Genomic DNA, 24,191 nt, shown 5'->3' on the forward strand with positions numbered 1-24,191 from the left:
AGGAGTATCCTTCCGAGTTCCACTTCCGCCAGACGATCGTCTGACGTGGTCACGGTACGGACGGCGTGTCTCCCAGCGCAATGAGAGCCCCACAAGCTTCGGTAGCCCCATGACGGACGGGAGGCCCGGTGCCAGCTGGCACCGGGCCTCCCGTCCGTCATGGGGTGGAACGCCGGCGGCCAGGCTCAGGTGAGCGACGCGCGGTGCGCGTACAGATCGCGCAGCAGCGCGATCTCGGCACCGTGGTGCAGCACCTCCTGGTTCTGCCACCAGACGTTGCCGAGGAACAGTTCGTCGGCATCACTGCCGTAGGGGTAGCTGCTCAGGCCCGTCCGGTCGTAGTCGGACTCGTCGACGCCGAGCATCGCCAGCCGCCACGCAGCAGCGGCCTGGCGGAACTGCTCGACGGCACCGACCGCGTCGGCCCGAGACTCGTACTCGGCGCGGGCGAAGCTCCGGCTGCCGCCGAGGTGGTCAGCACGGCCCAGCAGGGTCTCGGACAGGTGGTCGAGACGCCAGGCGATGGTCGTGATGGGTGGCGGGGACGGCGCCTTCGGTGCCGCGTCCCTGCCCCACGCCCCTGCGCCCAACAGCTTCAGCGCCCCGCGACCCGGACCGTCGGCTCGGCTCCGGACGGACCAGCACCCGTCCACCGGTTCCCAGAGGTGCTCCGCGTCCGTCAGTGGTGGCACCTCGACCGCGTCGCCGTCCCCGGAGTCCACGGTCGGGCCGGTGAGCCGCTCGAGCAGCCGCTGGACCGCGAGGTCGTACTGCTCGAGGAGTGGTTGCAGGCGGCTGTTCGTCACGGCATGACGGTAGCTCAGCATCGAGCTCCGCGGAACCGGAATCGGAACCGACTCCGGATCCCGCACCATTCCCGATCTGTCCCGTGCAGCGCCTGGGTATCGGCGTCCAGGTCCGCCTGGCCAGCGTGCTGGGCCCGGACCCGTGTGCATCAGTGTGTGGACCGCCGACTGCGACCACACCCTGTCCCGTCGTGACCCGTCGTCGATGCCCTTGTTCGACGACGACGACATCCGCAACGCACCCGCCCACGACCCCGCCACCGGGGAGATCAAGGAGCTCGACTGAGCATGACTGACTACACCGACACCCCCGAAGCGGCCGTCGTCGCTGACCTCGCCCGCCAGGCCGCCGAGCCGCATGCTGTCGACGTCGGCGAAGTGCTCGCCCTGCCGGGCTCTGATGGCTCCTCCCGGATCGTCGACAGCGACCCCTGGGCTGACAGCCCTCGTCACATCGCGGCGGCTCGCACCGTCGGCGATGCTGAGTCGTTCGTCCGGTACGTCACGAAGCACGCCATCGACGGGCACTCCGAGGTCTACGCCGACACCCCCTCGTCGGCCGTCGTCGCCGTGCTCGACTCGCAAGACGCCGGCCAGGGCGGGTGGCAGAAGCACACCGCCCGCCTCGAGCTGCGGCACACGAAGTCCTGGGAGGCATGGAGCAAGGCCGACGGGAAGCTCCTCGAGCAGACCGACTTCGCCGAGTTCATCGAGCAGCAGGCCCTCGACGTCCGCACGCCGGACACCGCGGTCCTCATCGAGCTGGCGCAGTCGTTCCAGGCGAAGACGTCCGTCGACTTCGAGGGCGACGAGCGGCTCGACTCCGGGCAGGTGCGCCTCAACTACAAGGAGACCGTCACCGCGCGGGCCGGGCAGAAGGGCCACATCGAGATCCCGACGGAGCTCGAGCTGCTCCTCCGCCCGTACATCGGCGGCCCGGTCTACCTCGTCGTCGCGCGGTTCCGCTACCGGCTCCGTGGGTCGCAGCTCGGTCTCGGCATCGTGCTGCAGCGCCCGCAGGAGATCCTCGACGCCGCGTTCGCCGACATCGTCACCGAGATCCGCGACGGGAAGACCGTCACGAAGGACGGCGAGTCGACCCAGGTGCACGACGGCATCCCCGCGAGCGTCCCAATCTTCTCGGGCCGCCCGTAACTCAGCCGGGGCGGTGGCCGACTGCAACGGCCACCGCCCCACCCACACTCGATCCCCTTGCGAGAGACACCAGCATGGAACCCCAGACTCCCACGTCGCGGCCCCGCCGCTCGAACAGCAGCGCTCGGAAGGCCGGGCAGATGTTCGAGCGCAGCGTCGCGAATTACCTCCGCGACGAGCTCGACGACCGCATCGACACCCGTCCGAAGAACGGCCGCGACGACCGCGGCGACATCGGAGGCGTCCGCACCCCTCGCGGTGAGCGCGTTGTCCTCGAGTGTAAGAACCACCAGTCGATGAGCCTGGGGTCCTGGCTCGCCGAGGCCGAGCGCGAGCGCGGCAACGACAACGCCCGGATCGGTCTCGTCGTCCATAAGCGTTGCGGCGTCGGCGACCCGGGCGAACAGTTCGTGACGATGACGCTCGCCGACCTCGTGCTTCTCCTGGACGGCACAGCATGAACGCGACGGCACGGCGCCGACTAACTGTCGTTGAGGTGCCCGCCTCGCTCGTGTTCGCGCAGTCGACCTATGAGAGCAGTCAGCTCCGACTCTGCCTCGTTGAGTCGCTTGATCAGCGGCCCCCGAAGATCTTCGTATGCGGAACCAACACGCACCCATCCGGCTATAAGCGAGAATGCGTGCGTAGCGCCCTGCGAGAGCAGCGCTTCGCGGGTTCGCGGCAGCTCGTCCTCATCTACATTCATCGCTGCCTGGACATCTTGAACGACGAGCGCCGCCTTGTTCGCATCGTTCGGATCGATACGACTGATGAGCTCGGCCACCATTCGGCTGCGCGCGATGTCTGCTGGACCGCGACCGATGGAGACGGGGCACCCCGGGTCGGTGTGCCAAGCAGCCTCGATGAACTCGCGGACCGCCAGGGCGAACGTGCGACGATCCTCCACCTCACGGAGGTCCCGCTCGGAGGCAACACGAGCCGCATCTGCATCCGCAACGGTTTCGCGATGGCATTGGACCGAATTGCAGCTCGGGATGCTGCCTCTGCGAATCGATTGGAACGGAAGGCGACGATCACGGCCGCTACTGCAACTGCAACGGAGCCAACACCAACGAGAGCAGGAAGTCCAATATCACGCCACCAGGCGTACATATCGGGGGGTTGCCGGTTTGCCCGCTGCAAGCAAGATATCGATCACTGCCGAAGCGTATCTCGCTCAACGGGAACACCGTGATTATCCCAAAGATCGCGAAGCCATCGGCTGCGGAAGAGGCTCGCGCCTACGGGATCGCGACAGAGCGGGACAGCGAGCTGTGCCAGCGGTGTCTGCGCGCTCGGGACACGGTACGGACGGCCCGTCTTGCAGCGCAATGAGAGCACCACCAGGTTCGGAGACCCCACGCCGGTCGCACTCGTGGGGGATCCGTCGGATGCCATCCCGGGTGGCGGCGAGGACCCCGGGGCGCGAGGATGCTGGTGTGAGCACCGCACCGGATCCAGGCCCCCCACGAGGCGCCTGGGTCCTCATCGGGCGCTCCGAGCCCCGAACGGCGCTCCGAGGCCTCCACGGCAGGGTCGTCGACGACCCACCACCGACCGGAGTCGCATCCAGAGCGGTCACGCTCGACGAGGTGCATGGTCACGTGGCACGACAGCTCCAGAAGCTCCGCGAAACGGAAACGGGATCCCACACCGCGAGTGCCAGCATCCGCGACGGCTGGGTGATCGAGAGCACGCACCTCGTCCCGGTCGTCCCGGGCGGTGCCGGCGGTTCGACGGCCGGGATGTTCCTGCCGTTCTGACCGGGCACTGACGGGGGCACTGACACGGCCGCGCGCTGCGGACCGCTCTTGACGCCGCCAGAGCACCGGACAGGAGGCGCGGTTCCAGCTGACACCGCGCCTCCCGTCCGTCACGTCACTTGTGCTCGGACCCGTCGGGGTCGACCACGTACCAGACGCCCTTGTCGCCCTGACCGGTCACGTCGCCGGGCCGGTGGTCACCCACGAAGGTGTAGATCGGGCGACCGTCGATCGTGACCTGGGGCTTGCCGTCCACGCCGGTGATCGTGCCGACCGTGCCGGTGACACCCGACACGCTCGGCGTGCTGGACGACGACTCGATCGCCGGCCACGCGGTGGCGCAGGCGTCCGTGCAGGCGCTCGTGCCGGACCCCTTAGTGTCGGCGTCGAAGTAGTACGCCGTCATGCCCGCGCCGTCGACGACGACCGTGCCGAGCGAGGTCGATCCGGTCGTGACGTCGACCTTCGGGGTGGCAGCGGACTTGGCGGCCGCTCCGGTCGGAGCGGGCGACGGGGACGGCGTCGCCTGCTGCGTCGCGCACCCGGTCACACCGAGACCGACGAACAGCAGCACTCCGGCCGTCATCGACCTCGTGGTCGCGGTCACAGGGCACGCTCGCCGTTGATGCGGGCGATCACCGAGAGCGTGTCGGGATCCACCAGGCGCGCGTGCCACCGCAGGGTCGTCGTCCCGCGGGGCAGGTCGGGGAAGTCGGCGGTGAAGGAGAAGTTCCCGTGCGCGCTGACGTCCGGGTCACCGTCCCGCACCTGCGCGATGTGCAGCGTGAGCGGGCCGTGTGCGCGTCCCGGAGCGTCGTAGTAGACGATCACGAGCGCGCCGGGCTTCGCGGTGCCGGCGAACCGCAGTCCGGCGAACGATCCCTTGTCGGTCCCGCCGTAGGTCCTGACGGTGAACTCCGGCGCGGTCGACGCCGTGGCGGTCACGGAGGACGCGCGTGTGACCGTGTGCGGTGTCGGAGTCGACGCGTGGGCGGGCACGGCGGAACCGACGACGAGGGCGACGCCGACGGCACAGGCCGACAACGTGGTGCTGGTGAGGGTGCGCATGGAGGTCCTTCGTTCGTGCGTGACGGCCGGGGGGCCGATCACCTGTGGAGATCCGTCGGAAGCACCGTAGGTCGCAGCCCAGACGATCGTCTAGCGAAACCACCAAGCTGTGCCATGTCTCAGCCCCATGACGGACTGGAGGCGCGGTGCCAGCCGGCACCGCGCCTCCAGTCCTCCCGGGGTCGGGACCGTCAGATGCCGCTGAGCGCCGCGTCGTCGGCTGCGGCCTTCTGCACCGCGAACTGGGTGCGGTGCAGCTCCTCGTACCGGCCGCCCGCGGCCAGCAGTTCCTCGTGCGTCCCGCGCTCGACGATCGAGCCGTCCTCGACGACCAGGATCATGTCGGCGCTGCGGATGGTCGACAGGCGGTGCGCGATGACCATCGCGGTCCGGCCCTCGAGCGCCTCGCTGAGTGCCGCTTGCACCGCCGCCTCGGACGTCGAGTCCAGCGCGGCGGTCGCCTCGTCGAGGATGACCACGCGCGGCTGCGCGAGCAGCAGCCGGGCGATCGTCATCCGCTGGCGCTCCCCGCCGGACAGCCGGTAGCCGCGCTCCCCCACCATCGTGTCGAGCTGGTCCGGCAGCGAGCGGATGAGCGGCTCGAGCCGGGCCCGCCGCACGGCGTCCCAGACCTCGTCGATCGACGCCTCGGGCCGGGCCAGGCGCAGGTTCGACAGGATCGTCTCGTGGAACAGGTGGCCGTCCTGCGTCACCATGCCCAGCGTGTGCCGCATCGAGGCGAAGGTGACGTCACGGACGTCCGTGCCGCCCAGACGCACGGCACCGCTGTCCACGTCGTACAGGCGCGACAGCAGTTGGGCGACGGTGGACTTGCCCGCGCCGGACGTCCCGACCAGGGCGACGGTCTGCCCGGGCTCGATCCGGAACGACACCCCGTGCAGCACCTCGTCGCCCCCGCGGGTGTCGAGCGTGGAGACCTCCTCGAGCGACGCCAGGGACACCTTGTCCGCTGACGGGTAGGCGAAGCGGACGTCGTCGAACTCGACCGCGACCGGGCCGTCGGGCACGGTGCCCGCAACCGGCTTCTCCTGGATCAGCGGCTTCAGGTCGAGCACCTCGAAGACCCGCTCGAAGCTCACGACGGCGCTCATGATCTCGACCCGAGCGTTCGCCAGGCTGGTCAGCGGCGCGTACAGACGGGTGAGCAGCAGCGCCAGGGTGACCACGTCGCCGGTGTTCAGCCCGCCACCGAGCGCGAGCGACCCGCCGACCCCGTAGACCAGCGCGAGTGCGAGCGCGGAGACCAGGGTGAGCGCGGTGACGAAGACGAACTGCAGCAGTGCGCTCCGGACCCCGATGTCCCGGACGCGGGCGGCGCGGACACGGAACTCCTCGGCCTCCTCGTCGGGACGGCCGAACAGCTTGACCAGGGTGGCGCCGGGTGCCGAGAACCGCTCGGTCATCTGCGTGCTCATCGCCGAGTTGTGGTCGGCGGCCTCACGGCGCAGTGCAGCGAGACGGCTGCCCATCCGGCGTGCGGGGATCAGGAAGACGGGGAGCATGACCACCGCGAGCACCGTCACGAGCCACGAGGTGCTGAGCATGACGACCAGGGTGAGGACCAACGCCACGATGTTCGTGACCACGCCGGACAGCGTGCCGCTGAAGGCCTGCTGCGCGCCGATCACGTCGTTGTTGAGCCGGCTGACGAGCGCACCGGTGCGGGTGCGGGTGAAGAACGCGATCGGCATCTTCTGCACGTGGTTGAACACGGCGGTGCGCAGGTCGAGGATGACGCCCTCACCGATCCGTGCCGAGTACCAGCGGGTCACCAGTGACGTGGCGGCGTCGGCGACGGCGACCAGGGCGATGACGACCGCCAGCCAGACGATCGTGCCGACCGCGCCCCGGGCCGCGATGACGTCGACCACCTGGCCGGCGAGCACCGGCGTCGCGACCGCCAGGAACGCGCCCACGACCGACAGGACGATGAAGACCACCAGCTTGGCCCGGTAGGGCACCGCGAACGTCATGATCCGCCGAACGGACTCGCGGGAGATGCCGTGCTTGCCGTCCCGGGCGGTGGAGATCTTGTAGAGCGAGCTCCAGGCCACGCCTTCCATGCTCATTGCGGTTCCTTCCGTGGGCACCAGGTCGCGCTCAGGCGGTGTGGTGCCCGGGCTCGGGCTCCGTCGCGGTGACGGCGAGCCGGGAGCAAGGATACGGCGCGGTCGGCGCCGCCGACGGGCCGGTGTCCGCAACGGGTCGGCGGCGGCGCGGTTCCGCCGTGGGCCCGCCGCGGGTAGTCTGGCGCGCCATGACGGACGACACGGTGGTCGCATGGCTGCTCGACTCGGATCCGGCCCTGCGCTGGCAGGTCGAGCGGGACCTGCTGGGCGCCCCGGCCACGACGTGGCAGGCCACCCGGGCGCGAGTCGCGACCGAGGGCTTCGGCGCAGCGCTGCTGGCCCACCAGGACCCGGACGGCCAGTGGGCCGGCGGCGCGTACTTCCCCGCCGACCCCGAACCCGAGGGTACGGCGGGCCAGCCGTACACGGCGACGACCTGGTCGCTCAACACGCTGCGCGACTGGGGGCTCGACGCCGCCGTGCTCGGGGACACCGCGGCGCGCCTCGACGCGAACAGCCGATGGGAGTACGACGACCTGCCGTACTGGGGCGGCGAGGTGGACTGCTGCATCAACGCCTTCACCCTGGCCAACGGCGCCTGGCTCGGCGCGGACGTGGACGGCGTCGCCGACTGGGTGCTCGAGCACCAGCTCACCGACGGCGGGTGGAACTGCGAGTGGGTCGACGGGTCGACGGTGTCGTCGTTCCACTCCACCCTCAACGTGCTCGACGGGCTGCTGCAGCACGAGCAACTGACCGGCGGCACGCACCCCCGTGCCGCGGAACTCCGCGCGGCGCGACACCGTGGGGCCGAGTACCTGCTCGAGCGCCGACTGCTGTACCGGAAGTCCGACGGCGAGCTCGTCGGGCCGTGGGTGCGCCGCTTCGCGTACCCGTCACGATGGGTCTTCACGGCGCTGCGCGCGACCGATCACCTGCGAGCCGCCTGGTTGCAGGACGGCACACCACCGGACCCGCGTGCCGCCGACGCGGTCGAGCTGGTCCGGGGTGCCCGGAACCCGGACGGCACCTGGACCCAGGGCGAGCGACCACCCGGCCGGCAGTGGTTCGAGGCCGACGTGCCACCCGGTCAGCCCTCGAAGTGGCTCACGCTCATGGGCACCCGCGTGCTGCGGTGGTGGGACGACGCAGCACTGCCGGACGGTGCCGCCGTACGCTGACGCCATGACCCAGATCCGCACCGGCTGCGACCTGGCCTCGGCGGACGACGTCCGCGCGGGCATCACCGCCCACGGCGAGCGCTACCTGTCCCGCGTGTTCACGCCGCGGGAGCGTGCCGACACGGGGGACGACCCGGAGCGCCTGGCGGCGCGGTTCGCCGGCAAGGAGGCGGTGGTCAAGCTCCTGCGTCCGTCGCCGTCCGACGCGGTGCCGTTGCAGGACGTCGCGATCGTCCTCGACGAGCACGGTGCGCCCGTCGTCGAGCTCTCCGGCGCAGCCGCCGACCTGGCCGGATCGGTGGGCATCTCGTCCATCGACGTCTCGTTGTCCCACGAACGGGGGCTGGCGCTCGCGACGGCCGTTGCCCTCTCGCAACGCTGATCCGCCGAGGCCCCGGCGAGCCTGTGGTCCCGCTCAGGGACGCGTCCCGACAGTGCGGGTTCCCGCACCCGCACGGCGGTTTCCCGAGGCACCCCGCTCCCTATCGTTGCTGCCATGCACCAGGACCAGAACACCGCAACGACCTCGGATGCCGTCACTGACCCGTCTGTCGAACGGGCCGTCCGCCAGGCCCTCGCCGACCACGGACGCCTGACCGTCGACGCCGCGGAGGTCGCACCGACCGCCGACCTGTACACGCTCGGGCTCACCTCGCACGCCACGGTGAACGTCATGCTCGCGGTCGAGAACGACCTCGACGCGGAGTTCCCGGACAGCGTGCTGAACCGCGCGACCTTCGCCTCGGTGGACGCCATCGTCGCCGCTGCCGCGCTGGCGACCTCGTGACCATCACGCAGGCGGACGGCGCGGTGCTGGCGCCCGTGACGGTCACCGCCGACCGGTTCGCCGAGCGCACCGCGGCGGTCGCCGCGATCGCCGCGCAGCACGCGGACGAGGTCGACCGCGACGCCCGACCCCCGCGCGAGGCCATCGCCGCGATGCGCGAGTACGGCCTGCTCGCCGCAGCCGTGCCGACCGACCTGGGTGGCGAGGGCGCGACCGTGACGGAGCTGTCGACGATCGCGACCGAGCTCGGGCGTGCCTGCGCCGCGACCGGCATGGTGTTCGCGATGCACCAGGGCCAGGTCATGGCGCTCTGGCGACACGGTGGCGACGGCGCCGGCGTGCTCGCGATGGTCGCAGCAGTCCGCGACGGTGCCCTGGTGGCCTCGTCGACGACCGAGAAGGGCGTCGGCGGTGACGCACGTCGTTCCACCTGCGCCATCGAGGCGGTCACGTCGACCGACGCACACGAGCTCGGCACGCACCGCGACGACCTGGTCCAGAAGATCCGCCTGCGCAAGGACGCGCCGGTGATCTCCTACGCCACCGAGGCCGACGTCGTCCTGGTCACCGCACGCCGTGGCCCCGACGCCGCGGGTTCCGACCAACGCCTGGTGGGGTGCTGGACGAAGGACACCGTCCTGACCCAGACGTCGACGTGGGACACCATGGGCCTGCGCGGCACGTGCAGCAACGGGTGGGTGCTCGACGCCGAGACCACCTCGGACGCCGTGTTCCGCGACGACTACGCCGCGATCTCCGCGCAGACCGTGCTCCCCGTCTCCCACGTGCTGTGGGCGTCGGTGTGGCTCGGCATCGCCGCGTCCGCAGCCGAGCGTGCCCGGGCCGCGGTCCGCAAGCAGGCCCGCGCGTCGGTCGGCACCACGCCGCCGAGCGCCCTGCGCCTGGCCGAGCTGCTGGTCGACCTGCAGTCCCTCGCCGACACCGTGCGCCACGCCGCGGAGCGCTTCGACGGCGTCGCCGACGACCCGCAGGCGCTGGAGTCGAGCGCGTACGCCCTCGCCGCGAACGCGCTGAAGATCGGCGCCTCGGAACGGGTGACCGACCTCGTCACCAAGGCGCTGCGCATCGTGGGGATCGCCGGGTACGCCGCGTCCGGCCCGATGAGCATCTCCCGACACCTCCGAGACGCCCACGGTGCCGCCGTCATGGTGAGCAACGACCGTCTCCTGCAGAACGACGCCGGACTGGCGCTCATGACCGGAGTGATCCTGTGACCATCACCGAACCCACCACCCGCACCGGGTCGACGAGCACCCCGCTCGACGCCGCCCGTGCGGACCTGCGCGGGCGGCTGCTCGCCGACCGGGTGCTCTTCGACCTCGGCTCCCCCGGGCTGTACGGGCGCAGCGCCGTGTTCGAGCGGGTGTACGCGGGCATCGACGCCGCCGGGGTCCGCGCGATGGCGGACCTCGACCTCGAGGTCGTCCGCTTCCCGCCCGTCGAGCCGCTCGCCGCGTTCGAGCGCACCGACTACATCGCGTCGTTCCCCGACCTGGCCGCGTCGATCTCCGGGTTCACCGGCGACGACCGCAAGCACCGTGCGCTGCTGGCCGCCCGCGAGCGCGGCGACCGGTGGGAGGACTTCCTCGACCCCGTTGACCTGATGCTGACGCCCGCCGTCTGCCACCCGCTGTACGGCACGCTGACCGGCACGATCCCGCAGCAGGGGCGCACGTTCGACGTCCTCGGCGACTCGTTCCGCCGCGAACCGTCGCTCGACCCGATGCGCCTGCAGGCGTTCCACATGCACGAGTTCGTGCACGTGGGGACGCCGGCGTCGGCCCGCACACACCGCGACGACCGGATCCCCGTGATCCGTGACCTGCTGACGTCCTTCGGCCTCGAGATCGACGTGGTCGCCGCGAACGACCCGTTCTTCGGCCGCGTCGGCACGATGCTCGCCCGCAACCAGGTCGAGCAGTCGCTCAAGTACGAGTTCGTGACCCCGGTCTACGGCGACGCCGGCGAACCGACTGCGATCGGCTCGGCGAACCTGCACGAGGACCACTTCGGCACCTCGTTCGACATCCGGACCGCCGACGCCCAGGTCGCCCACAGCGCCTGCGTCGCCTGGGGTCTGGAACGCGTCACGATCGCCCTCTTCGCCGCGCACGGCACCGACCCGGCATCGTGGCCGGCCGACGCCCGCCGCGCGCTGGACCTGTGACCACGACGCACGGGTGGTCGGGTTCCCCGGCCGTCCGTGTCGCGGTGCAGACGCCGCCGTCAGCCCGCGCCGGCGTCGTCCTGTGCACCCCGCTCGGCCAGGAGGGCGTGATCGCGTACCGCACGCTGCGCCTGCTGGCAGACCGTCTGGAGGCCCGTGGCATCGCCTCGGTGCGCTACGACCCGTCCGGACGTGGGGACTCCGACACCGACACCGACCCCGACGCGCTGGTGCGGTCCGCACAGCACGCGGCGGCCGTGCTCCGCACGACCGGCATCGCGCAGGTCGTCTTCGTCGGGCTGGCCTCGGCGGCGCTCGTCGCGTCGGCTGCGGCCACGGACGACGACGCCCTGGTGCTCTGGGACGCGCCTGAGTCCGGCCGCGCCTGGCTCCGCCGTCAGCGGGCGCTCGCGACCATGACGATCGGCCCCGACCGCACGGTCGACGGGGTCGAGACCCTGATCGGCATCGACCTCGACACCGACCAGGTCGCTGCCGTCGCTGCGCTGCGCCACGGCCCGCGTGCCGACCGCACCCTCGTGCTCGTGCGCCCCGGTGCCCGTGCGCCGAAGGGCCTGGGCGACGTCCCGGTGGTCCAGGTCCCCGGCAGCGCCGAACTGCTCGACGCCACGAGCATCCACGCCCGCATCCCCGCGGCAGCCGTCGACACGGTGGTCGCCTGGGTCGACGAGCTCGTACCGGACACCGCGGTGCCGACGTCCACGCCCGACGTCGCAGCCGTCCTCGACCTGGACGGCGGCGTGTCCGAACACGTCGTGCGGCTGGGACCCGACCAGCTCTTCGCGGTGGAGACCGTGCCGGCCGGCGTCGGCGAGGACGCCCCCGTCGTCGTCCTGCACAACGGCGGCGCCGAACACCGTGTCGGTGCCGCGGACTACCAGGTCGCCCTCGCACGCGCACTGGCGCGCGACGGAGCCCGTGTCGTGCGGGTGGACCGCCGTGGGACGGGCGAGAGCAGCCCGGTGGCGGCCGACGAACGCGACTTCCTGTTCGCGCAGGAGTGGGTGGACGACCAGTCCGCCGTCGTCGCGGCGCTCGATGCCCCGCACGACCGACTCGCCCTGGTCGGGATGTGCTCCGGCGCCTGGGTGGCCGGCCGGTCTGCCACCGAATCCCCGCGGCTCGTGGTCGAGATCAGCCCGAACGACTACCGGCGACGTCCCGCGCAGCCGGGCAGTCACAGTGACGCGGTCCGCGCGGTGGACTCCCCCTCGCCCGCGCGGCAGTGGGTGCGCGACCGGTACAACGTCGTCGTGCCGAAGGCGGTCCGCGAACGCATCGCCCGTCGTGACCGGGTCGGCGGGGTGCTCGAGCACGTCCGACCGCTCGTGACCAACGGCACCGACGTCGTGCTGATCGCCGCCGACGAGGACGCGGCGCTGTTCGCCCGGCTCGGCGGTCCCGCCGCGCTGCAGCGCTACGCGCCCGGTGGCCGGGCGGGTTCGGTCACGATGGTGCACGTCCCCGGTGGCGACCACGCCCTGTTCTCACCCGGCATGCGGCGGGCCGTGGTGTCCGAAGTCCGCGCACGGGTCGCGGCGACGTTCCCGGTGCGCGCCTGAGCGTGTAGGCACGAGGGGTGCGACGAGCGACGGTGACGGTGATGGCGGCGGCGCTCGTGGTGCTGCTGACGGGGTGCTCGGCACCGCAGGGCGCTCCGCCGTGGCCGCGTCCGACCGACCTGGCTGCTCGCGCCGAGGCCGCCGGCCTGCACGACGTCTGGGGGCAGCGGCTCGCGGAGCACATCCACACGCACCTGACGATCACCGACGGTGACGACCCCGTCGTGGTGCCGGGCAACATCGGGCACTCGGAGTCCTTGAAGTTCGCCGCCGAGATCCACACGCACGACACGTCGGGCATCATCCACGTCGAGTCCCCCGAGCGACGGCAGTTCACACTCGGGCAGTTCTTCGACGAGTGGGGCGTGTCCCTGGGCCCGGACCACGTCGGTGGACTGCACGGGGACGTGACGATCTGGGTCGACGGCGACCGGTTCTACGCCAACCCGCGGTCGATCCCGCTGCGCGACCTCGAGCAGGTCGACATCGTCGTCACGACGTTCGGGCAGGCGCCGCACCGACCTGCGGCGTTCGACTGGCCGCCGCAGTACCACTGACCCCTCCGGGTCCGGTGAGGGCGTCGACGACCGCCTGCGGGTGCTCGACGTGCGCGAAGTGCCCGCAGTCGTCCAGCAGCACGGTCCGGACGTGCGGCAGCACCCGGGTCAGCGCCGCGAGGTCGTCGACGCGGGCGAACACGTCGTCGCGCCCGGCCACGGCGGTCACCGGGCAGCGGATCGTGCGCCAGCGGTCCGTGTCGTAGCAGGCGGCTGCCGATGCCGCGCCGAGGAACCCGAGGGGGCGGAACTCGTCGACGAAGGCGTCGAGCACGCTCCGGTCCAGCGCCCGCACGTGCGTGAAGACCGGCGCGGCGAGCAGTCGCAGCAGCCCGACGCGCGCCAGTCCACGCAGCATCGACACCGCCGCGCCGCGGGTCACCGCGAGACCGGCACGCAGCAGGGCGAAGGCCGGCAGGGACAGGAGCCCGCGGAGTGGATGACGGGCGGCATGGACAGCTGCGAGTGTCGTCCCCGAGACGATCCCGATCGACCTGACCCGCTCCGGGGCCACGACCCCCAGGTGCAGGGCGATGAACGCGCCCATCGAGTGGCCGACGACGTCGACGGTCGTCACGCCCAGCGCGTCGAGGACCTCGGTCAGCACCCGGGCGGCGTCGTCGACGTCGAGTGGGATCGCGGGCGCCGGGGACGAACCCCACCCGGGCAGGTCGACCAGCACCAGCCCGCGGTCGCCGAACCCGTGCGCTGCCCGCAGCAGGGGCGTCCACGTGGTCCACGACCCCGCGACGCCGTGCAGCAGCAGGACCGGGCGGTCACCGGGGCGCGCGTGCACGACCACCGGGCCGGACGAGGTCGCCACGACCGACCGCGTCAGCGACCACGCGCCGGGGTCGGACGTCAGCGGGAACGGTGCGTACGCGGTGGCGGCGACCACGTCGCGGCGCTGCCGGTCGTCGACGCTGTGCACCGTGCCTCCTGTCCGGTGCGGACCGCACCCTGCACAGGGTTCGGAACCGACCGCGTCAGCGGTGGCTAGGCGGCGGCGACGGGAGCGGTGCAGGCGGCCAGCCGGTCGAGCGCTGCGCGGTACTCGGTCACGTCCCGGGCCACTCCGGGCTCGGAGATGATCGACGCGCGGACCCGGCCGGTGACGTCGATGACGAACGTGGCGCGGTTCGCGAAGCCCTTGTGCTCGAGGAACACGCCGTACTCCTTGGCGACGGCGCCGTGCGGCCAGAAGTCCGCCAGCAACTCGAAGTCGTAGCCGTTCTGGTCGGCGAACGAGCGGAGCGTGGCCTTGGAGTCGACCGAGATGCCGATGAGCTCGATGCGGTTGTCCTGGAACATCGCGATGTTGTCGCGCAGGTCGCAGAGCTCGGTCGTGCACGTCGACGAGAACGCCAGCGGGAAGAAGACGAGGGCGACCGGGCGGGTACCGCGGAAGTCGCTGAGGCGGACGTGCTCGCCGAACTGGTTCGGGAGCTCGAAGTCCGGCGCGAGTGAGCCGATCTCCAGTGCCATCGGTGCGTACTGCTTCCTCGGGCTGCGGGTGTGCCCGTCGATCCACGCCCCCGCAGGTTCGCGTGGGCACGATCGGCAATCGTACGCCGACGACACGCGAATGCAAGCGGTGCTCGGGATGCGTCTCATCAGGTGACTGGTCGGTGGTGGGGCCTAGAGTGGACGGCGGCCCCACCGCCGGTCGCGACCCGATCGATCGGTGGACCACACATGTCCACCACCACGAGAACGAACGAGGTCAAGGGTGACGGTGAACGACCAGGACCCGCGCAGCATCGCAGGGACCGACCAGGACCCGGAAGAGACCGCAGAGTGGCGTGAATCGCTCGACGGACTCGTCGCGACGCACGGCCACCAGCGGGCCCGCGAGATCATGCAGAGCCTGCTGAAGCGCTCGAACGAGCTGCACCTCGGCGTGCCGATGGTCCCGACGACGGACTACGTCAACACGATCGCGCCGGAGAACGAGCCCGAGTTCCCCGGGGACGAAGAGCTCGAGCGCCGCTACCGCCGGTGGATCCGCTGGAACGCGGCCATCACGGTGCACCGCGCGCAGCGCCCCGGCATCGCGGTCGGTGGCCACATCTCGACGTACGCGTCGAGCGCCGCCATGTACGAGGTCGGGTACAACCACTTCTTCCGCGCGCAGGACCACCCGTCCGGCGGCGACCAGGTCTTCTTCCAGGGCCACGCCTCCCCCGGCATGTACGCCCGCGCCTACATGGAAGGGCGCCTCGGCGAAGACCAGCTCGACGGCTTCCGTCAAGAGCAGTCGCACGCCGGCGGCGGCCTGTCGTCGTACCCGCACCCGCGGCTCATGCCCCACTTCTGGCAGTTCCCGACCGTGTCGATGGGCATCGGCCCGATCAACGCGATCTACCAGGCGCAGCAGGCCAAGTACCTGTCCAACCGCGGCATCAAGGACGCCATGGACCAGCAGATCTGGGCGTTCCTGGGTGACGGCGAGATGGACGAGGTCGAGTCCCGCGGCCAGCTGCAGGTCGCGGCCAACGACGGCCTCGACAACCTGAACTTCGTCATCAACTGCAACCTGCAGCGACTCGACGGACCGGTGCGCGGCAACGGCAAGATCATCCAGGAACTCGAGGCGTTCTTCCGCGGTGCGGGCTGGAACGTCATCAAGGTCGTCTGGGGCCGCGAATGGGACGACCTGCTCGCCCGCGACACCGAGGGCGCGCTCCTCAACCTGATGAACCAGACACCGGACGGCGACTACCAGACGTACAAGGCCGAGAACGGCGCCTACGTCCGCGAGAACTTCTTCGGGCGCGACCCGAAGGCGCTCGAGCTGGTCAAGGACTACACCGACGACCAGATCTGGAACCTCAAGCGCGGTGGCCACGACTACCGCAAGGTCTACGCGGCGTTCAAGGCGGCGACCGAGCACAAGGGCCAGCCGACCGTCATCCTCGCCAAGACCGTCAAGGGCTACGGCCTGGGCCCGAGCTTTGAGGGACGCAACGCGACCCACCAGATGAAGAAGCTCACGCTCGACAACCTCAAGCAGTTCCGCGACGAGATGCGCATCCCGATCTCCGACGCGCAGCTCGAGGAGAACCCCTACACGCCGCCGTACTACCACCCCGGTCACGACGACGAGGCGATCCAGTACATGCACGAGCGCCGTCGGGCCCTCGGCGGCTACGTGCCGGAACGCCGGACCAAGTACACGTCGATCACCCTGCCGGACGACGCCAAGTACCAGGTCGTCAAGAAGGGCTCCGGCAAGCAGGAGATCGCCACCACCATGGCGTTCGCCCGACTGCTCAAGGACCTGCTCCGCTCCCCGGACTTCGGCAACCGCGTGGTGCCGATCATCCCGGACGAAGCGCGCACCTTCGGCATGGACGCGTACTTCCCGACGGCGAAGATCTACAACCCGAACGGGCAGCACTACACGTCGGTGGACCGTGAGCTCCTGTTGGCCTACAAGGAGAGCCCGCAGGGCCAGATCATCCACGTCGGCATCAACGAAGCCGGCGCCATGGCCGCGTTCACCGCGGTCGGCACCTCGTACTCGACGCAGGGCGAACCGCTCATCCCGGTCTACGTCTTCTACTCGATGTTCGGGTTCCAGCGCACCGGCGACGCGATCTGGGCCGCCGGCGACCAGATGACCCGTGGGTTCATGATCGGCGCCACCGCGGGTCGCACCACCCTGACGGGTGAGGGCCTGCAGCACGCCGACGGGCACTCGCTGCTCCTGGCGACGACGAACCCGGCGGTCGTGTCCTACGACCCCGCGTACGGCTACGAGATCGGGCACATCGTGCAGGCCGGCCTCGACCGGATGTACGGCACGAACGAGGACGGCTCGCCGAAGCACGCCGACCCGAACGTCATGTACTACCTGACGGTCTACAACGAGCCGATCGTCCAGCCGGCCGAGCCCGAGGGCATCGACGTCGACGGCATCGTCAAGGGCATGTACCTGCTCAAGGCGAGTGAGCACGACGGCCCCAAGGCCCAGCTGCTGGCGTCGGGTGTCGCCGTGCCGTGGATCCTCGAGGCGCAGCAGCTGCTGGCCGAGGACTGGGGCGTGTCCGCCGACGTGTGGAGCGTCACGAGCTGGGGCGAGCTCTACCGCGACGGTCTCGCGGCCGAGCAGCACGCGTTCCTCAACCCGAACGAGCAGCCGCGCACGCCGTACGTCACCGAGCGTCTGCTCGGCACCGAGGGGCCGGTCGTCGCCGTCAGCGACTTCATGCACCAGGTGCAGGAGCAGATCCGCCCGTTCGTGCCGACCGACTACGCCACGCTCGGCGCCGACGGCTTCGGGTTCTCGGACACCCGTCCGGCCGCACGCCGCTTCTTCCACATCGACGGCCCCTCGGTCGTCGTGCGGACGCTGCAGCAGCTGGCCCGCCAGAACAAGGTCGACGGTTCCCTCGTCCAGCAGGCGATCGACAAGTACCGCCTGCACGACGTGACCGCCGGCACCACGGGCAGCGCCGGCGGCGAGAGCTGACACTGCCTGTGACGACACCCCGCACCGACCCTGCCGCGAGCCAGCAGAACGATCGCGAACGCGCGCTCTCCTGGCTCCGGCAGGTGTCGGGCGAACTCTCGACCGCCACCATCAAGCGGCTCGAGGACACCCTCCCCTGGTACAGCGAGATGCCACCCGGTCGGCGGTCCGCCGTCGGCATGGTGGCCCAGGCCGGCATCACGTCGTTCATCTCGTGGCTCGAGGGCAGCGCGTCGACGCCGTGGATCGCCGCCGCCGACGTCTTCGGCTCGGCGCCGCGCGAACTGCTGCGTTCGGTGAGCCTGCAGCAGACGCTGCAGCTCATCCGCGTCGTGGTCACCGTGGTGGAAGAGCGCGCCAACGACGACGAGATGCTGCAGGAAGCCATCCTGAAGTACTCGCGCGACATCGCGTTCGCCGCCGCCGACGTCTACGCGCGTGCCGCCGAGGCCCGTGGGCTCTGGGACGCCCGGCTCGAGGCACTGGTCGTCGACTCGATCCTGTCCGGCGAGTACGACGACGAACTGCCGTCCCGGATCGCCGCGCTCGGCTGGCACGGACACGGCGAGGTCGCGGTGCTGGTCGGCACCGCGCCGAAGCAGCTCGAGGTCGACCAGGTCCGGCGCAGCGCCCGGCACATGGACGCCGACGTGCTCATCGGCGTGCAGGGATCACGGCTCGTCGTGGTGATCGGGCGGTCGACCCCGCGCGACGACGTCCCCGACGGCGAAGAACCCGTGTCGTTCATGGCCATCGCGCAGGCCCTCGAACCCCTGTTCGGCGAGGGCCACCTGGTGCTCGGCAACGAGGTCTCGGGCGTCGTCGACGCGTCGACCTCGGCCAAGGCGGCACTCGCCGGGTTCGCCGTCGCACGTGCCTGGCGCGGGGCGCCCCGACCGGCACTGGCCGACGACCTGCTGCCCGAGCGTGCCCTGGCGGGCGACCCACTCGCCCGTTCGGCACTGGTCCAACGCATCTACGTCCCGCTCAAGGACCAGTCCACCGAGCTGCTGCAGACGCTCTGGTGCTACCTGGACACCGGCCGCTCGCTCGAGGCCACCGCGCGCGAGCTCTTCGTGCACCCCAACACCGTGCGGTACCGCCTGCGCCGCGTCGCGGACATCATCGGGTGGGACGCCACCCATGCCCGCGACGCCCTGATCGTGCAGTCGGCGCTCATCCTCGGCGCGATGTCCGAGTCGGCATCCGGCCGACGGCGCCCCGTCCGCCGGTAGGGGTCCCACAATGTCGCGGCCCGATCTGTGTCGGGAGTCCACACGGGTGTCGATCGACACGCCAGACAGGATTGTCCGGTGATCGTCGTCGTCGCGCCCGGACAGGGCTCCCAGACCCCCGGCTTCCTCGCCCCCTGGCTCGAGGACGCCACCGTCCGCGAACGCATCGGACAGTGGTCCGAGTCGATCGGCGTCGACCTGGCCCACCACGGCACCGAGTCGGACGCCGACACGATCAAGGACACCGCCCTGGCGCAGCCGCTCATCGTCGCGGCGGGGATCATCACCGCCGACGCGCTGCTGGCCGACGGCCGACGCGCCCTGGTCGGCGGCGTCGCCGGACACTCGGTCGGCGAGTTCACCGCCGCGGCCGTCGCCGGAGTGCTGCAGCCGACGGACGCCGTCGCGCTGGTCGCCGAGCGGGGTCGCGCGATGGCGGCCGCCGCCGCGCTCGAACCGACGTCGATGGCCGCGGTCCTCGGCGGTGACCCGGACACGCTCGCGCAGGCGCTGGACGCCCACGGGCTGGTCCCCGCGAACCACAACGGCGGCGGCCAGACCGTCGTCGCCGGCACCGCCGAGGCGATCGCCGCGCTCGCTGCCGACCCCCCGGCCAAGGCCCGTGTCGTGCCGCTCGCCGTCGCCGGTGCCTTCCACACCCGGTACATGGCGTCCGCGGTGGACCGGGTCGCCCCCGTCGCCGCCCGCACCACGGTCACCGACCCGTCGCTGCCCCTCTGGACGAACGCCGATGGGTCCCGCGTGGACGACGGTCGGCAGTTCGTCGACCTGATGGTGCGCCAGATCGCCAGCCCCGTGCACTGGGACGCCGTCATGGCGTCGTTCCAGCAGGCCGGCGTCTCCGGGGTCATCGAACTCGCTCCGGCCGGCGCGCTCGTCGGACTGGCCAAGCGCGGCCTGCGTGGCACCCCCACGGTCGCGATCAAGTCGCCCGACGACCTGCCGGCCGCGATCGAACTGCTGCAGCGCGCCCAGGGCGCCGAGACCACCGAGGTGACCGCGTGACGGACGCAACCAACGACGACGGCCCGGCCACGAGCCTCCAGGCCGACGCGACCCCCGCAGGCCGACCGGTCCTCGCGCAGCGCCGCGGCCACGAGTTCAGCCGCATCCTGGGATTCGGAGCCGCGCGCGGTGACCGCACCGTGCCGAACGACGACCTGATCGGACCGATCGACTCGTCCGACGAGTGGATCCGCCAGCGCACCGGCATCGTCACCCGCAAGCGTGCCGGGTCCGACGTCGAGGCCGTGGACCTGGCCCAGGCCGCTGCGCTCGAGGCGATCGCGAAGGCCGGCATCGCGCCCGAGCAGATCGGTGTCGTGCTCGTCAGCACCGTCACGCACACCGTCGCCACGCCGTCGATGGCGTCGCTCCTCGCCGAGCGCATCGGCGCCACGCCGGCCGCCGCCTACGACATCAGCGCCGCGTGCGCCGGGTACGCGTACGGCATCGCCCAGGCGGACTCGTTCGTCAAGTCCGGCATCGCCGACCACGTGCTGGTCGTCGGCGCCGAGAAGCTCAGCGACGTCGTCGACCCGACCGACCGGTCGATCTCGTTCCTGCTCGGTGACGGCGCCGGCGCTGCGATCGTCGGCCCGAGCGACTTCCCCGGCATCGGTCCGACCATCTGGGGATCCGACGGCTCGAAGTGGGACGCGATCGGCATGACCGCGACGTACAACGAGTGGGCCGCCGGCGCACCGCGCCCGACCATGCGGCAGGCCGGACAGACCGTGTTCCGCTGGGCCGTCTGGGAGATGGTCAAGGTGGCACGCGAAGCACTCGAGGCAGCCGGGGTCCGCCCCGACCAGCTCGCTGCGTTCGTGCCGCACCAGGCGAACATCCGCATCATCGACGAGTTCGCCAAGCAGCTCGGCATCCCCGAGTCCGTGATGATCGCCCGCGACATCACGACGACGGGCAACACCTCCGCCGCGAGCATCCCGCTCGCGACGCACCGCCTGCTCGAGGAGCACCCGGACCTGTCGGGCGGCCTCGCCCTGCAGATCGGGTTCGGCGCCGGACTCGTGTTCGGTGCGCAGGTGGTCGTCCTGCCCTAGGACGCGCTCGACTTCCCACAGAGCCGCCCGGCGGCGGGCGCGGAACCACCCCGTGCCCTAGGCTGGTCCACGGTCAAACGACACCCCCCTCAAGGAGACACCATCATGGCCCTGTCCAACGAAGAAGTCCTCGCCGGCCTGGCCGAGCTGATCAACGACGAGACCGGCATCGCGACCGACACGGTGCAGGCCGACAAGTCGTTCACCGATGACCTCGACATCGACTCGATCTCGATGATGACCATCGTCGTCAACGCCGAAGAGAAGTTCGACGTCAAGATCCCCGACGAAGAGGTCAAGAACCTCAAGACCGTCGGTGACGCCGTCGACTTCATCGTCAAGGCCCAGGCCTGACACGAACTTCCCGAGCGCCGTGGTCCGGCCTGACCTGATCGGTCCCGGGCCGCGGCGCTCACCATGTCCACCTCAGCAGAAACCAGTCGTTCCATGACCAACAAGACCGTCGTCGTCACCGGGATCGGTGCGATCTCCCCCCTTGCTGCGACCGCCTCGGAGACCTGGGACGCCCTGCTCGCGGGCAAGTCCGGCATCACCAAGATCGAGGACCCGCGCTTCGCCGCCCTCGAGCTCCCGGTCGAGTTCGCCGGCCAGGCCCGCCACTGGATCACCGACCAGCTCACCCGACCCGAGACCAAGCGCCTCGACCCGTCGTCGCAGCTCTCGCTCATCGCCGCGCGCGAAGCCTGGGCCGATGCCGGCATCGACAACGCCACCGTCGTGCCCGAGCGGCTGATCGTCGACTGGGCCACCGGCATCGGTGGGGTGAACACCCTGCTCGACGCCTGGGACACCCTGCGCGAGAAGGGCCCGCGCCGCGTCCTGCCGATGACCGTGCCGATGCTCATGGCCAACGGTCCGGCCGCGGCGATCGAGATGGAGTTCGGCGCCCGTGGCGGTGCCCGCACGTACCTGTCGGCCTGCGCGTCCTCGACCGAGTCGCTGGCTGAGGCCTACCGCCACGTCGCGACCGGCGAAGCCGACATCGTCATCGCCGGTGGTGCCGAAGCCGCGCTCCACCCGATGCCGCTGGCGTCGTTCGCCGCGATGCAGGCGCTGTCGCGTCGCAACGACTCACCCGAGACCGCGTCGCGTCCGTATGACGTCACGCGCGACGGCTTCGTGCTCGCTGACGGCGCCGCGGCGCTGATCCTCGAGACGAAGGAACACGCCGAGGCCCGCGGCGCGACCATCTACGCCGAGGTCGCCGGTGCCGGCATCACCTCGGACGCGTTCCACATCACCGCACCCGACCCCGAGGGCAGCGCTGCCGCCCGTGCCGTCCTGATGGCGCTCGAGCACGCCGGTGCCGCGATCCAGGACGTCGCGCACGTCAACGCGCATGCCACGTCGACGCCGGTCGGGGACATCGCCGAGTACCACGCCATGCGCCGCGTGTTCGGCGACCACCTGGACTCGGTCGTCGTCTCCGCCACCAAGGCGTCCACCGGGCACCTGCTCGGCGGTGCCGGCGCACTCGAAGCCGCGTTCACGGTCCTGGCCCTGCACAACCGGGTCGCCCCGCCGACGATCAACCTGACCGAGCAGGACCCGGAGATCGTCATGGACGTCGCAACGTCCCCGCGCCAGCTGCCGGCGGGCGACCTGCTCGCGCTGAGCAACTCGTTCGGCTTCGGTGGGCACAACGCGGTCGTCGCGTTCCGCTCCGCCTGACACGGTCGTCCCGCCCCGGGCACGGCGCCACGCGATCGCGTGGCGCCGTGCCCGTTCCGCGTCGCCTGGTCGCCGTTCCCCGTTCCCCGTTCCCCGTTCCCCGTTCCCCGTTCCGCGTTCCCCGTTCCCCGTTCCCCGTGCCCTGCTCAGCCCTGCCGTGCTGTGCTCAGCCCTGCCGACCGGTCGCAACACCCCGCTCACGTGCGCCGAGTGGTCACGTACCGTCGGTCGGGGGCGGGACGAGCGACAGAACGCGACCAGTGAGCGAACCGGCGGCGGGGAGTCGTGACCAGTCAGGTCGGACGGGAGGCCCGGTGCGCCTCCGCCACGCGGGCTCGGCCCCGCACCGACCGCGGCCCCGGGCACACGGCCCGGGCCCGGCGTCGGCACCGGGCACACGGCCCGGGCCCGGCGATCGGCAGGGGACCCCCACGCGAGTGGTCACGACACCCCGCTCAGGTGCGCCGAGTGGTCACGTACCGTCGTCGGCGCGCCTCGCGAGCGACGAATCGTGACCGGTGGACGAATGGGGAGCAGGGAGTCGTGACCAGTCAGAGCCGGACAGGAGGCCAGGGGCTGCCCCGCCACCCAGGCCCGGCCTGGCCCCGCACGCGGCCCCGGCCACGGCCCGGGCCCCGCGTCGGTCCCGGCGATCTCGGCCGGGGACGCCCACACGAGTGGTCAGGACTCCCCGCTCAGGTGCGCCGAGCGGTCGCAACACCCCGCTCAGGTGCGCCGAGCGGTCGCGACACCCCGCTCGGGTGCGCCGAGTGGTCACGATCCGTCGGTCAGGGGCGGGACGAGCGACAGAACGCGACCGGTCAGCGAACCGGCAGCGGGGAGTCGTGACCAGTCAGAGCCGGACAGGAGGCCCGGTGCGCCTCCGCCACGACGGTTCGGGCCCGGCACCGACCCCGGAAACACGAGACGCCGCCGTGTTCGGCGGCGTCTCGCGGGTTCGGAGGAGTCGAGTGTGCTCGTGCGGCGGCGGTCAGCCCACGCGGTGGAGCCAGACGACGGGATTGCCCTCGGCGGCGTGGCGGAACGGCTCGAGCTCGTCGTCCCAGGCCTGGCCGAGCGCCAGACGGAGTTCACGGTGCAGTTCGAGGGCGTTGCTGCCCGCGACCTCCATCGCGTAGCGGACGCGGTCCTCGGGGATCACCATGTTGCCGGTGACGTCGGTCTGCGCGTAGAACACACCGAGGTCGGGCGTGTGCATCCACCGGCCGCCGTCGGAGGCCGCGGTGGGTTCCTCGGTGACCTCGTACCGAAGGTGTTCCCACCCCCGCAGCGCCGACGCGATCGACGCACCCGTGCCGACCTGGCCGGTCCAGGTGAACTCGGTCCGACGGGCGCCGTCCTGAGCCGGCTGATCGAGCCAGGAGAAGTTCACGGCGCGACTCATCGCGCGACCTGCTGCCCATTCAACGTGGGGGCAGAGCGCGCGTGGGGAGGAGTGCACGTAGAGCACTCCCGACGCAGTCCCGGTCATGGTTCCTCCGATCATCAGGTGCGACTTCCCCATCGA

Annotated in this window: 25 protein-coding genes; 17 read left to right on the forward strand and 8 right to left on the reverse strand. The window is 71.2% G+C overall.

Translation table 11 applies throughout. The features are described from left to right. Positions 1-185: 185 nt before the first annotated feature. Positions 186-806, reverse strand: coding sequence for a DinB family protein (locus ACLBWP_RS03065; protein WP_447653993.1), 621 nt, complete (start codon positions 804-806; stop codon positions 186-188). A 142-nt stretch (positions 807-948) separates the two neighbouring features. Here ACLBWP_RS03065 and ACLBWP_RS03070 point away from each other — a divergent pair, with 142 nt between their 5' ends. The 3 genes from ACLBWP_RS03070 (at position 949) to ACLBWP_RS03080 (ending at position 2,422) form a co-directional block, all read left to right on the forward strand. Continuing rightward, positions 949-1,092: a hypothetical protein gene (locus tag ACLBWP_RS03070; protein ID WP_447653995.1), complete on the forward strand. Its 144-nt coding sequence runs from the start codon at positions 949-951 to the stop codon at positions 1,090-1,092. 2 nt (positions 1,093-1,094) lie between these two features. Next, positions 1,095-1,961: a DUF2303 family protein gene (locus tag ACLBWP_RS03075; RefSeq protein ID WP_447653996.1), complete on the forward strand. Its 867-nt coding sequence runs from the start codon at positions 1,095-1,097 to the stop codon at positions 1,959-1,961. A gap of 74 nt (positions 1,962-2,035) precedes the next feature. After that, the gene (locus tag ACLBWP_RS03080) at positions 2,036-2,422 is read left to right on the forward strand and encodes a hypothetical protein (protein WP_447653997.1); all 387 of its coding nucleotides are present in this window, start codon (positions 2,036-2,038) and stop codon (positions 2,420-2,422) included. A gap of 20 nt (positions 2,423-2,442) precedes the next feature. Here ACLBWP_RS03080 and ACLBWP_RS03085 read toward each other — a convergent pair whose 3' ends face one another. Further along, entirely contained in the window at positions 2,443-2,745 is a 303-nt protein-coding gene (locus ACLBWP_RS03085; protein WP_447653998.1) for a hypothetical protein, read from the reverse strand. A gap of 820 nt (positions 2,746-3,565) precedes the next feature. Here ACLBWP_RS03085 and ACLBWP_RS03090 point away from each other — a divergent pair. Further along, a complete protein-coding gene (locus ACLBWP_RS03090; RefSeq protein WP_447653999.1) occupies positions 3,566-3,724 on the forward strand; it encodes a hypothetical protein in 159 nt (52 codons plus the stop codon). 115 nt (positions 3,725-3,839) lie between these two features. On the opposite strand, the gene ACLBWP_RS03095 is transcribed toward ACLBWP_RS03090, so the two are convergent. The 3 genes from ACLBWP_RS03095 to ACLBWP_RS03105 form a co-directional block, all read right to left on the reverse strand. Next, entirely contained in the window at positions 3,840-4,310 is a 471-nt protein-coding gene (locus ACLBWP_RS03095) for a COG4315 family predicted lipoprotein (protein WP_447654000.1), read from the reverse strand. Between the two features lie 17 nt (positions 4,311-4,327). Then, positions 4,328-4,792, reverse strand: a complete 465-nt coding sequence (locus ACLBWP_RS03100) for a hypothetical protein (protein WP_447654001.1) — start codon at positions 4,790-4,792, stop codon at positions 4,328-4,330. Positions 4,793-4,983: 191 nt separating this feature from the next. Continuing rightward, positions 4,984-6,882 (reverse strand): ABC transporter ATP-binding protein, encoded by a 1,899-nt coding sequence (locus tag ACLBWP_RS03105; protein ID WP_447654002.1) that lies wholly within the window; start codon positions 6,880-6,882, stop codon positions 4,984-4,986. A gap of 188 nt (positions 6,883-7,070) precedes the next feature. On the opposite strand from ACLBWP_RS03105, the gene ACLBWP_RS03110 reads away from it, so the two are divergent. The 7 genes from ACLBWP_RS03110 (at position 7,071) to ACLBWP_RS03140 (ending at position 13,178) form a co-directional block, all read left to right on the forward strand. Beyond that, entirely contained in the window at positions 7,071-8,063 is a 993-nt protein-coding gene (locus tag ACLBWP_RS03110) for a squalene cyclase (RefSeq protein WP_447654003.1), read from the forward strand. Between the two features lie 4 nt (positions 8,064-8,067). Next, positions 8,068-8,445: a holo-ACP synthase gene (locus ACLBWP_RS03115; RefSeq protein WP_447654004.1), complete on the forward strand. Its 378-nt coding sequence runs from the start codon at positions 8,068-8,070 to the stop codon at positions 8,443-8,445. A gap of 114 nt (positions 8,446-8,559) precedes the next feature. Further along, on the forward strand, positions 8,560-8,850 hold the full coding sequence (locus ACLBWP_RS03120) for an acyl carrier protein (RefSeq protein WP_447654005.1): 291 nt from the start codon (positions 8,560-8,562) through the stop codon (positions 8,848-8,850). Further along, a complete protein-coding gene (locus tag ACLBWP_RS03125; RefSeq protein ID WP_447654006.1) occupies positions 8,847-10,085 on the forward strand; it encodes an acyl-CoA dehydrogenase family protein in 1,239 nt (412 codons plus the stop codon). Before ACLBWP_RS03120 ends, ACLBWP_RS03125 begins: the two co-directional genes overlap by 4 nt. Beyond that, positions 10,082-11,038, forward strand: coding sequence for an amino acid--[acyl-carrier-protein] ligase (locus ACLBWP_RS03130; protein ID WP_447654007.1), 957 nt, complete (start codon positions 10,082-10,084; stop codon positions 11,036-11,038). Before ACLBWP_RS03125 ends, ACLBWP_RS03130 begins: the two co-directional genes overlap by 4 nt. Next, a complete protein-coding gene (locus ACLBWP_RS03135) occupies positions 11,035-12,621 on the forward strand; it encodes an alpha/beta hydrolase (RefSeq protein ID WP_447654008.1) in 1,587 nt (528 codons plus the stop codon). Before ACLBWP_RS03130 ends, ACLBWP_RS03135 begins: the two co-directional genes overlap by 4 nt. 17 nt (positions 12,622-12,638) lie before the next feature. Next, the gene (locus tag ACLBWP_RS03140) at positions 12,639-13,178 is read left to right on the forward strand and encodes a hypothetical protein (RefSeq protein ID WP_447654009.1); all 540 of its coding nucleotides are present in this window, start codon (positions 12,639-12,641) and stop codon (positions 13,176-13,178) included. Here the strand turns inward: ACLBWP_RS03140 and ACLBWP_RS03145 are convergent. Together ACLBWP_RS03145 and ACLBWP_RS03150 are read right to left on the reverse strand one after the other, a co-directional pair. Further along, positions 13,114-14,109, reverse strand: a complete 996-nt coding sequence (locus ACLBWP_RS03145) for an alpha/beta fold hydrolase (protein WP_447654010.1) — start codon at positions 14,107-14,109, stop codon at positions 13,114-13,116. The genes ACLBWP_RS03140 and ACLBWP_RS03145 overlap by 65 nt on opposite strands. Before the next feature lie 65 nt (positions 14,110-14,174). Continuing rightward, positions 14,175-14,663: a peroxiredoxin gene (locus tag ACLBWP_RS03150; protein ID WP_243560505.1), complete on the reverse strand. Its 489-nt coding sequence runs from the start codon at positions 14,661-14,663 to the stop codon at positions 14,175-14,177. Between the two features lie 244 nt (positions 14,664-14,907). Between ACLBWP_RS03150 and aceE the strand changes: the two genes are divergently transcribed. The 6 genes from aceE (at position 14,908) to ACLBWP_RS03180 (ending at position 22,663) form a co-directional block, all read left to right on the forward strand. Continuing rightward, entirely contained in the window at positions 14,908-17,652 is a 2,745-nt protein-coding gene (aceE, locus tag ACLBWP_RS03155) for a pyruvate dehydrogenase (acetyl-transferring), homodimeric type (RefSeq protein ID WP_447654011.1), read from the forward strand. A gap of 8 nt (positions 17,653-17,660) precedes the next feature. Beyond that, positions 17,661-18,887, forward strand: coding sequence for a PucR family transcriptional regulator (locus ACLBWP_RS03160; protein ID WP_447654012.1), 1,227 nt, complete (start codon positions 17,661-17,663; stop codon positions 18,885-18,887). 78 nt (positions 18,888-18,965) lie between these two features. After that, positions 18,966-19,913 carry an ACP S-malonyltransferase gene (locus tag ACLBWP_RS03165; RefSeq protein ID WP_447654013.1) on the forward strand — a complete coding sequence of 316 codons (948 nt, stop codon included), beginning with the start codon at positions 18,966-18,968 and terminating at the stop codon, positions 19,911-19,913. A gap of 104 nt (positions 19,914-20,017) precedes the next feature. Further along, positions 20,018-20,971, forward strand: coding sequence for a beta-ketoacyl-ACP synthase III (locus tag ACLBWP_RS03170; protein WP_447654248.1), 954 nt, complete (start codon positions 20,018-20,020; stop codon positions 20,969-20,971). Between the two features lie 105 nt (positions 20,972-21,076). Continuing rightward, a complete protein-coding gene (locus ACLBWP_RS03175; RefSeq protein WP_056125310.1) occupies positions 21,077-21,325 on the forward strand; it encodes an acyl carrier protein in 249 nt (82 codons plus the stop codon). Between the two features lie 93 nt (positions 21,326-21,418). Further along, positions 21,419-22,663 carry a beta-ketoacyl-[acyl-carrier-protein] synthase family protein gene (locus ACLBWP_RS03180; protein WP_447654014.1) on the forward strand — a complete coding sequence of 415 codons (1,245 nt, stop codon included), beginning with the start codon at positions 21,419-21,421 and terminating at the stop codon, positions 22,661-22,663. Positions 22,664-23,654: 991 nt separating this feature from the next. Here the strand turns inward: ACLBWP_RS03180 and ACLBWP_RS03185 are convergent. Further along, positions 23,655-24,155, reverse strand: coding sequence for a DUF3145 domain-containing protein (locus ACLBWP_RS03185; RefSeq protein WP_243560510.1), 501 nt, complete (start codon positions 24,153-24,155; stop codon positions 23,655-23,657). Between the last annotated feature and the right edge of the window lie 36 nt (positions 24,156-24,191).

It is taken from the genome of Microbacterium sp. M1A1_1b (genome assembly GCF_053345565.1).

What these genes read in the sequence shown, in the direction of transcription:
- ACLBWP_RS03075 (WP_447653996.1), top strand. Translation starts at nt 1,095, where the DNA reads ATGACTGACTACACCGACACCCCCGAAGCGGCCGTCGTCGCTGACCTC.
- ACLBWP_RS03080 (WP_447653997.1), top strand. Translation starts at nt 2,036, where the DNA reads ATGGAACCCCAGACTCCCACGTCGCGGCCCCGCCGCTCGAACAGCAGC.
- ACLBWP_RS03095 (WP_447654000.1), bottom strand. Translation starts at nt 4,310, where the DNA reads ATGACGGCCGGAGTGCTGCTGTTCGTCGGTCTCGGTGTGACCGGGTGC.
- ACLBWP_RS03100 (WP_447654001.1), bottom strand. Translation starts at nt 4,792, where the DNA reads ATGCGCACCCTCACCAGCACCACGTTGTCGGCCTGTGCCGTCGGCGTC.
- ACLBWP_RS03105 (WP_447654002.1), bottom strand. Translation starts at nt 6,882, where the DNA reads ATGAGCATGGAAGGCGTGGCCTGGAGCTCGCTCTACAAGATCTCCACC.
- ACLBWP_RS03110 (WP_447654003.1), top strand. Translation starts at nt 7,071, where the DNA reads ATGACGGACGACACGGTGGTCGCATGGCTGCTCGACTCGGATCCGGCC.
- ACLBWP_RS03115 (WP_447654004.1), top strand. Translation starts at nt 8,068, where the DNA reads ATGACCCAGATCCGCACCGGCTGCGACCTGGCCTCGGCGGACGACGTC.
- ACLBWP_RS03120 (WP_447654005.1), top strand. Translation starts at nt 8,560, where the DNA reads ATGCACCAGGACCAGAACACCGCAACGACCTCGGATGCCGTCACTGAC.
- ACLBWP_RS03150 (WP_243560505.1), bottom strand. Translation starts at nt 14,663, where the DNA reads ATGGCACTGGAGATCGGCTCACTCGCGCCGGACTTCGAGCTCCCGAAC.
- ACLBWP_RS03175 (WP_056125310.1), top strand. Translation starts at nt 21,077, where the DNA reads ATGGCCCTGTCCAACGAAGAAGTCCTCGCCGGCCTGGCCGAGCTGATC.
- ACLBWP_RS03180 (WP_447654014.1), top strand. Translation starts at nt 21,419, where the DNA reads ATGACCAACAAGACCGTCGTCGTCACCGGGATCGGTGCGATCTCCCCC.
- ACLBWP_RS03185 (WP_243560510.1), bottom strand. Translation starts at nt 24,155, where the DNA reads ATGACCGGGACTGCGTCGGGAGTGCTCTACGTGCACTCCTCCCCACGC.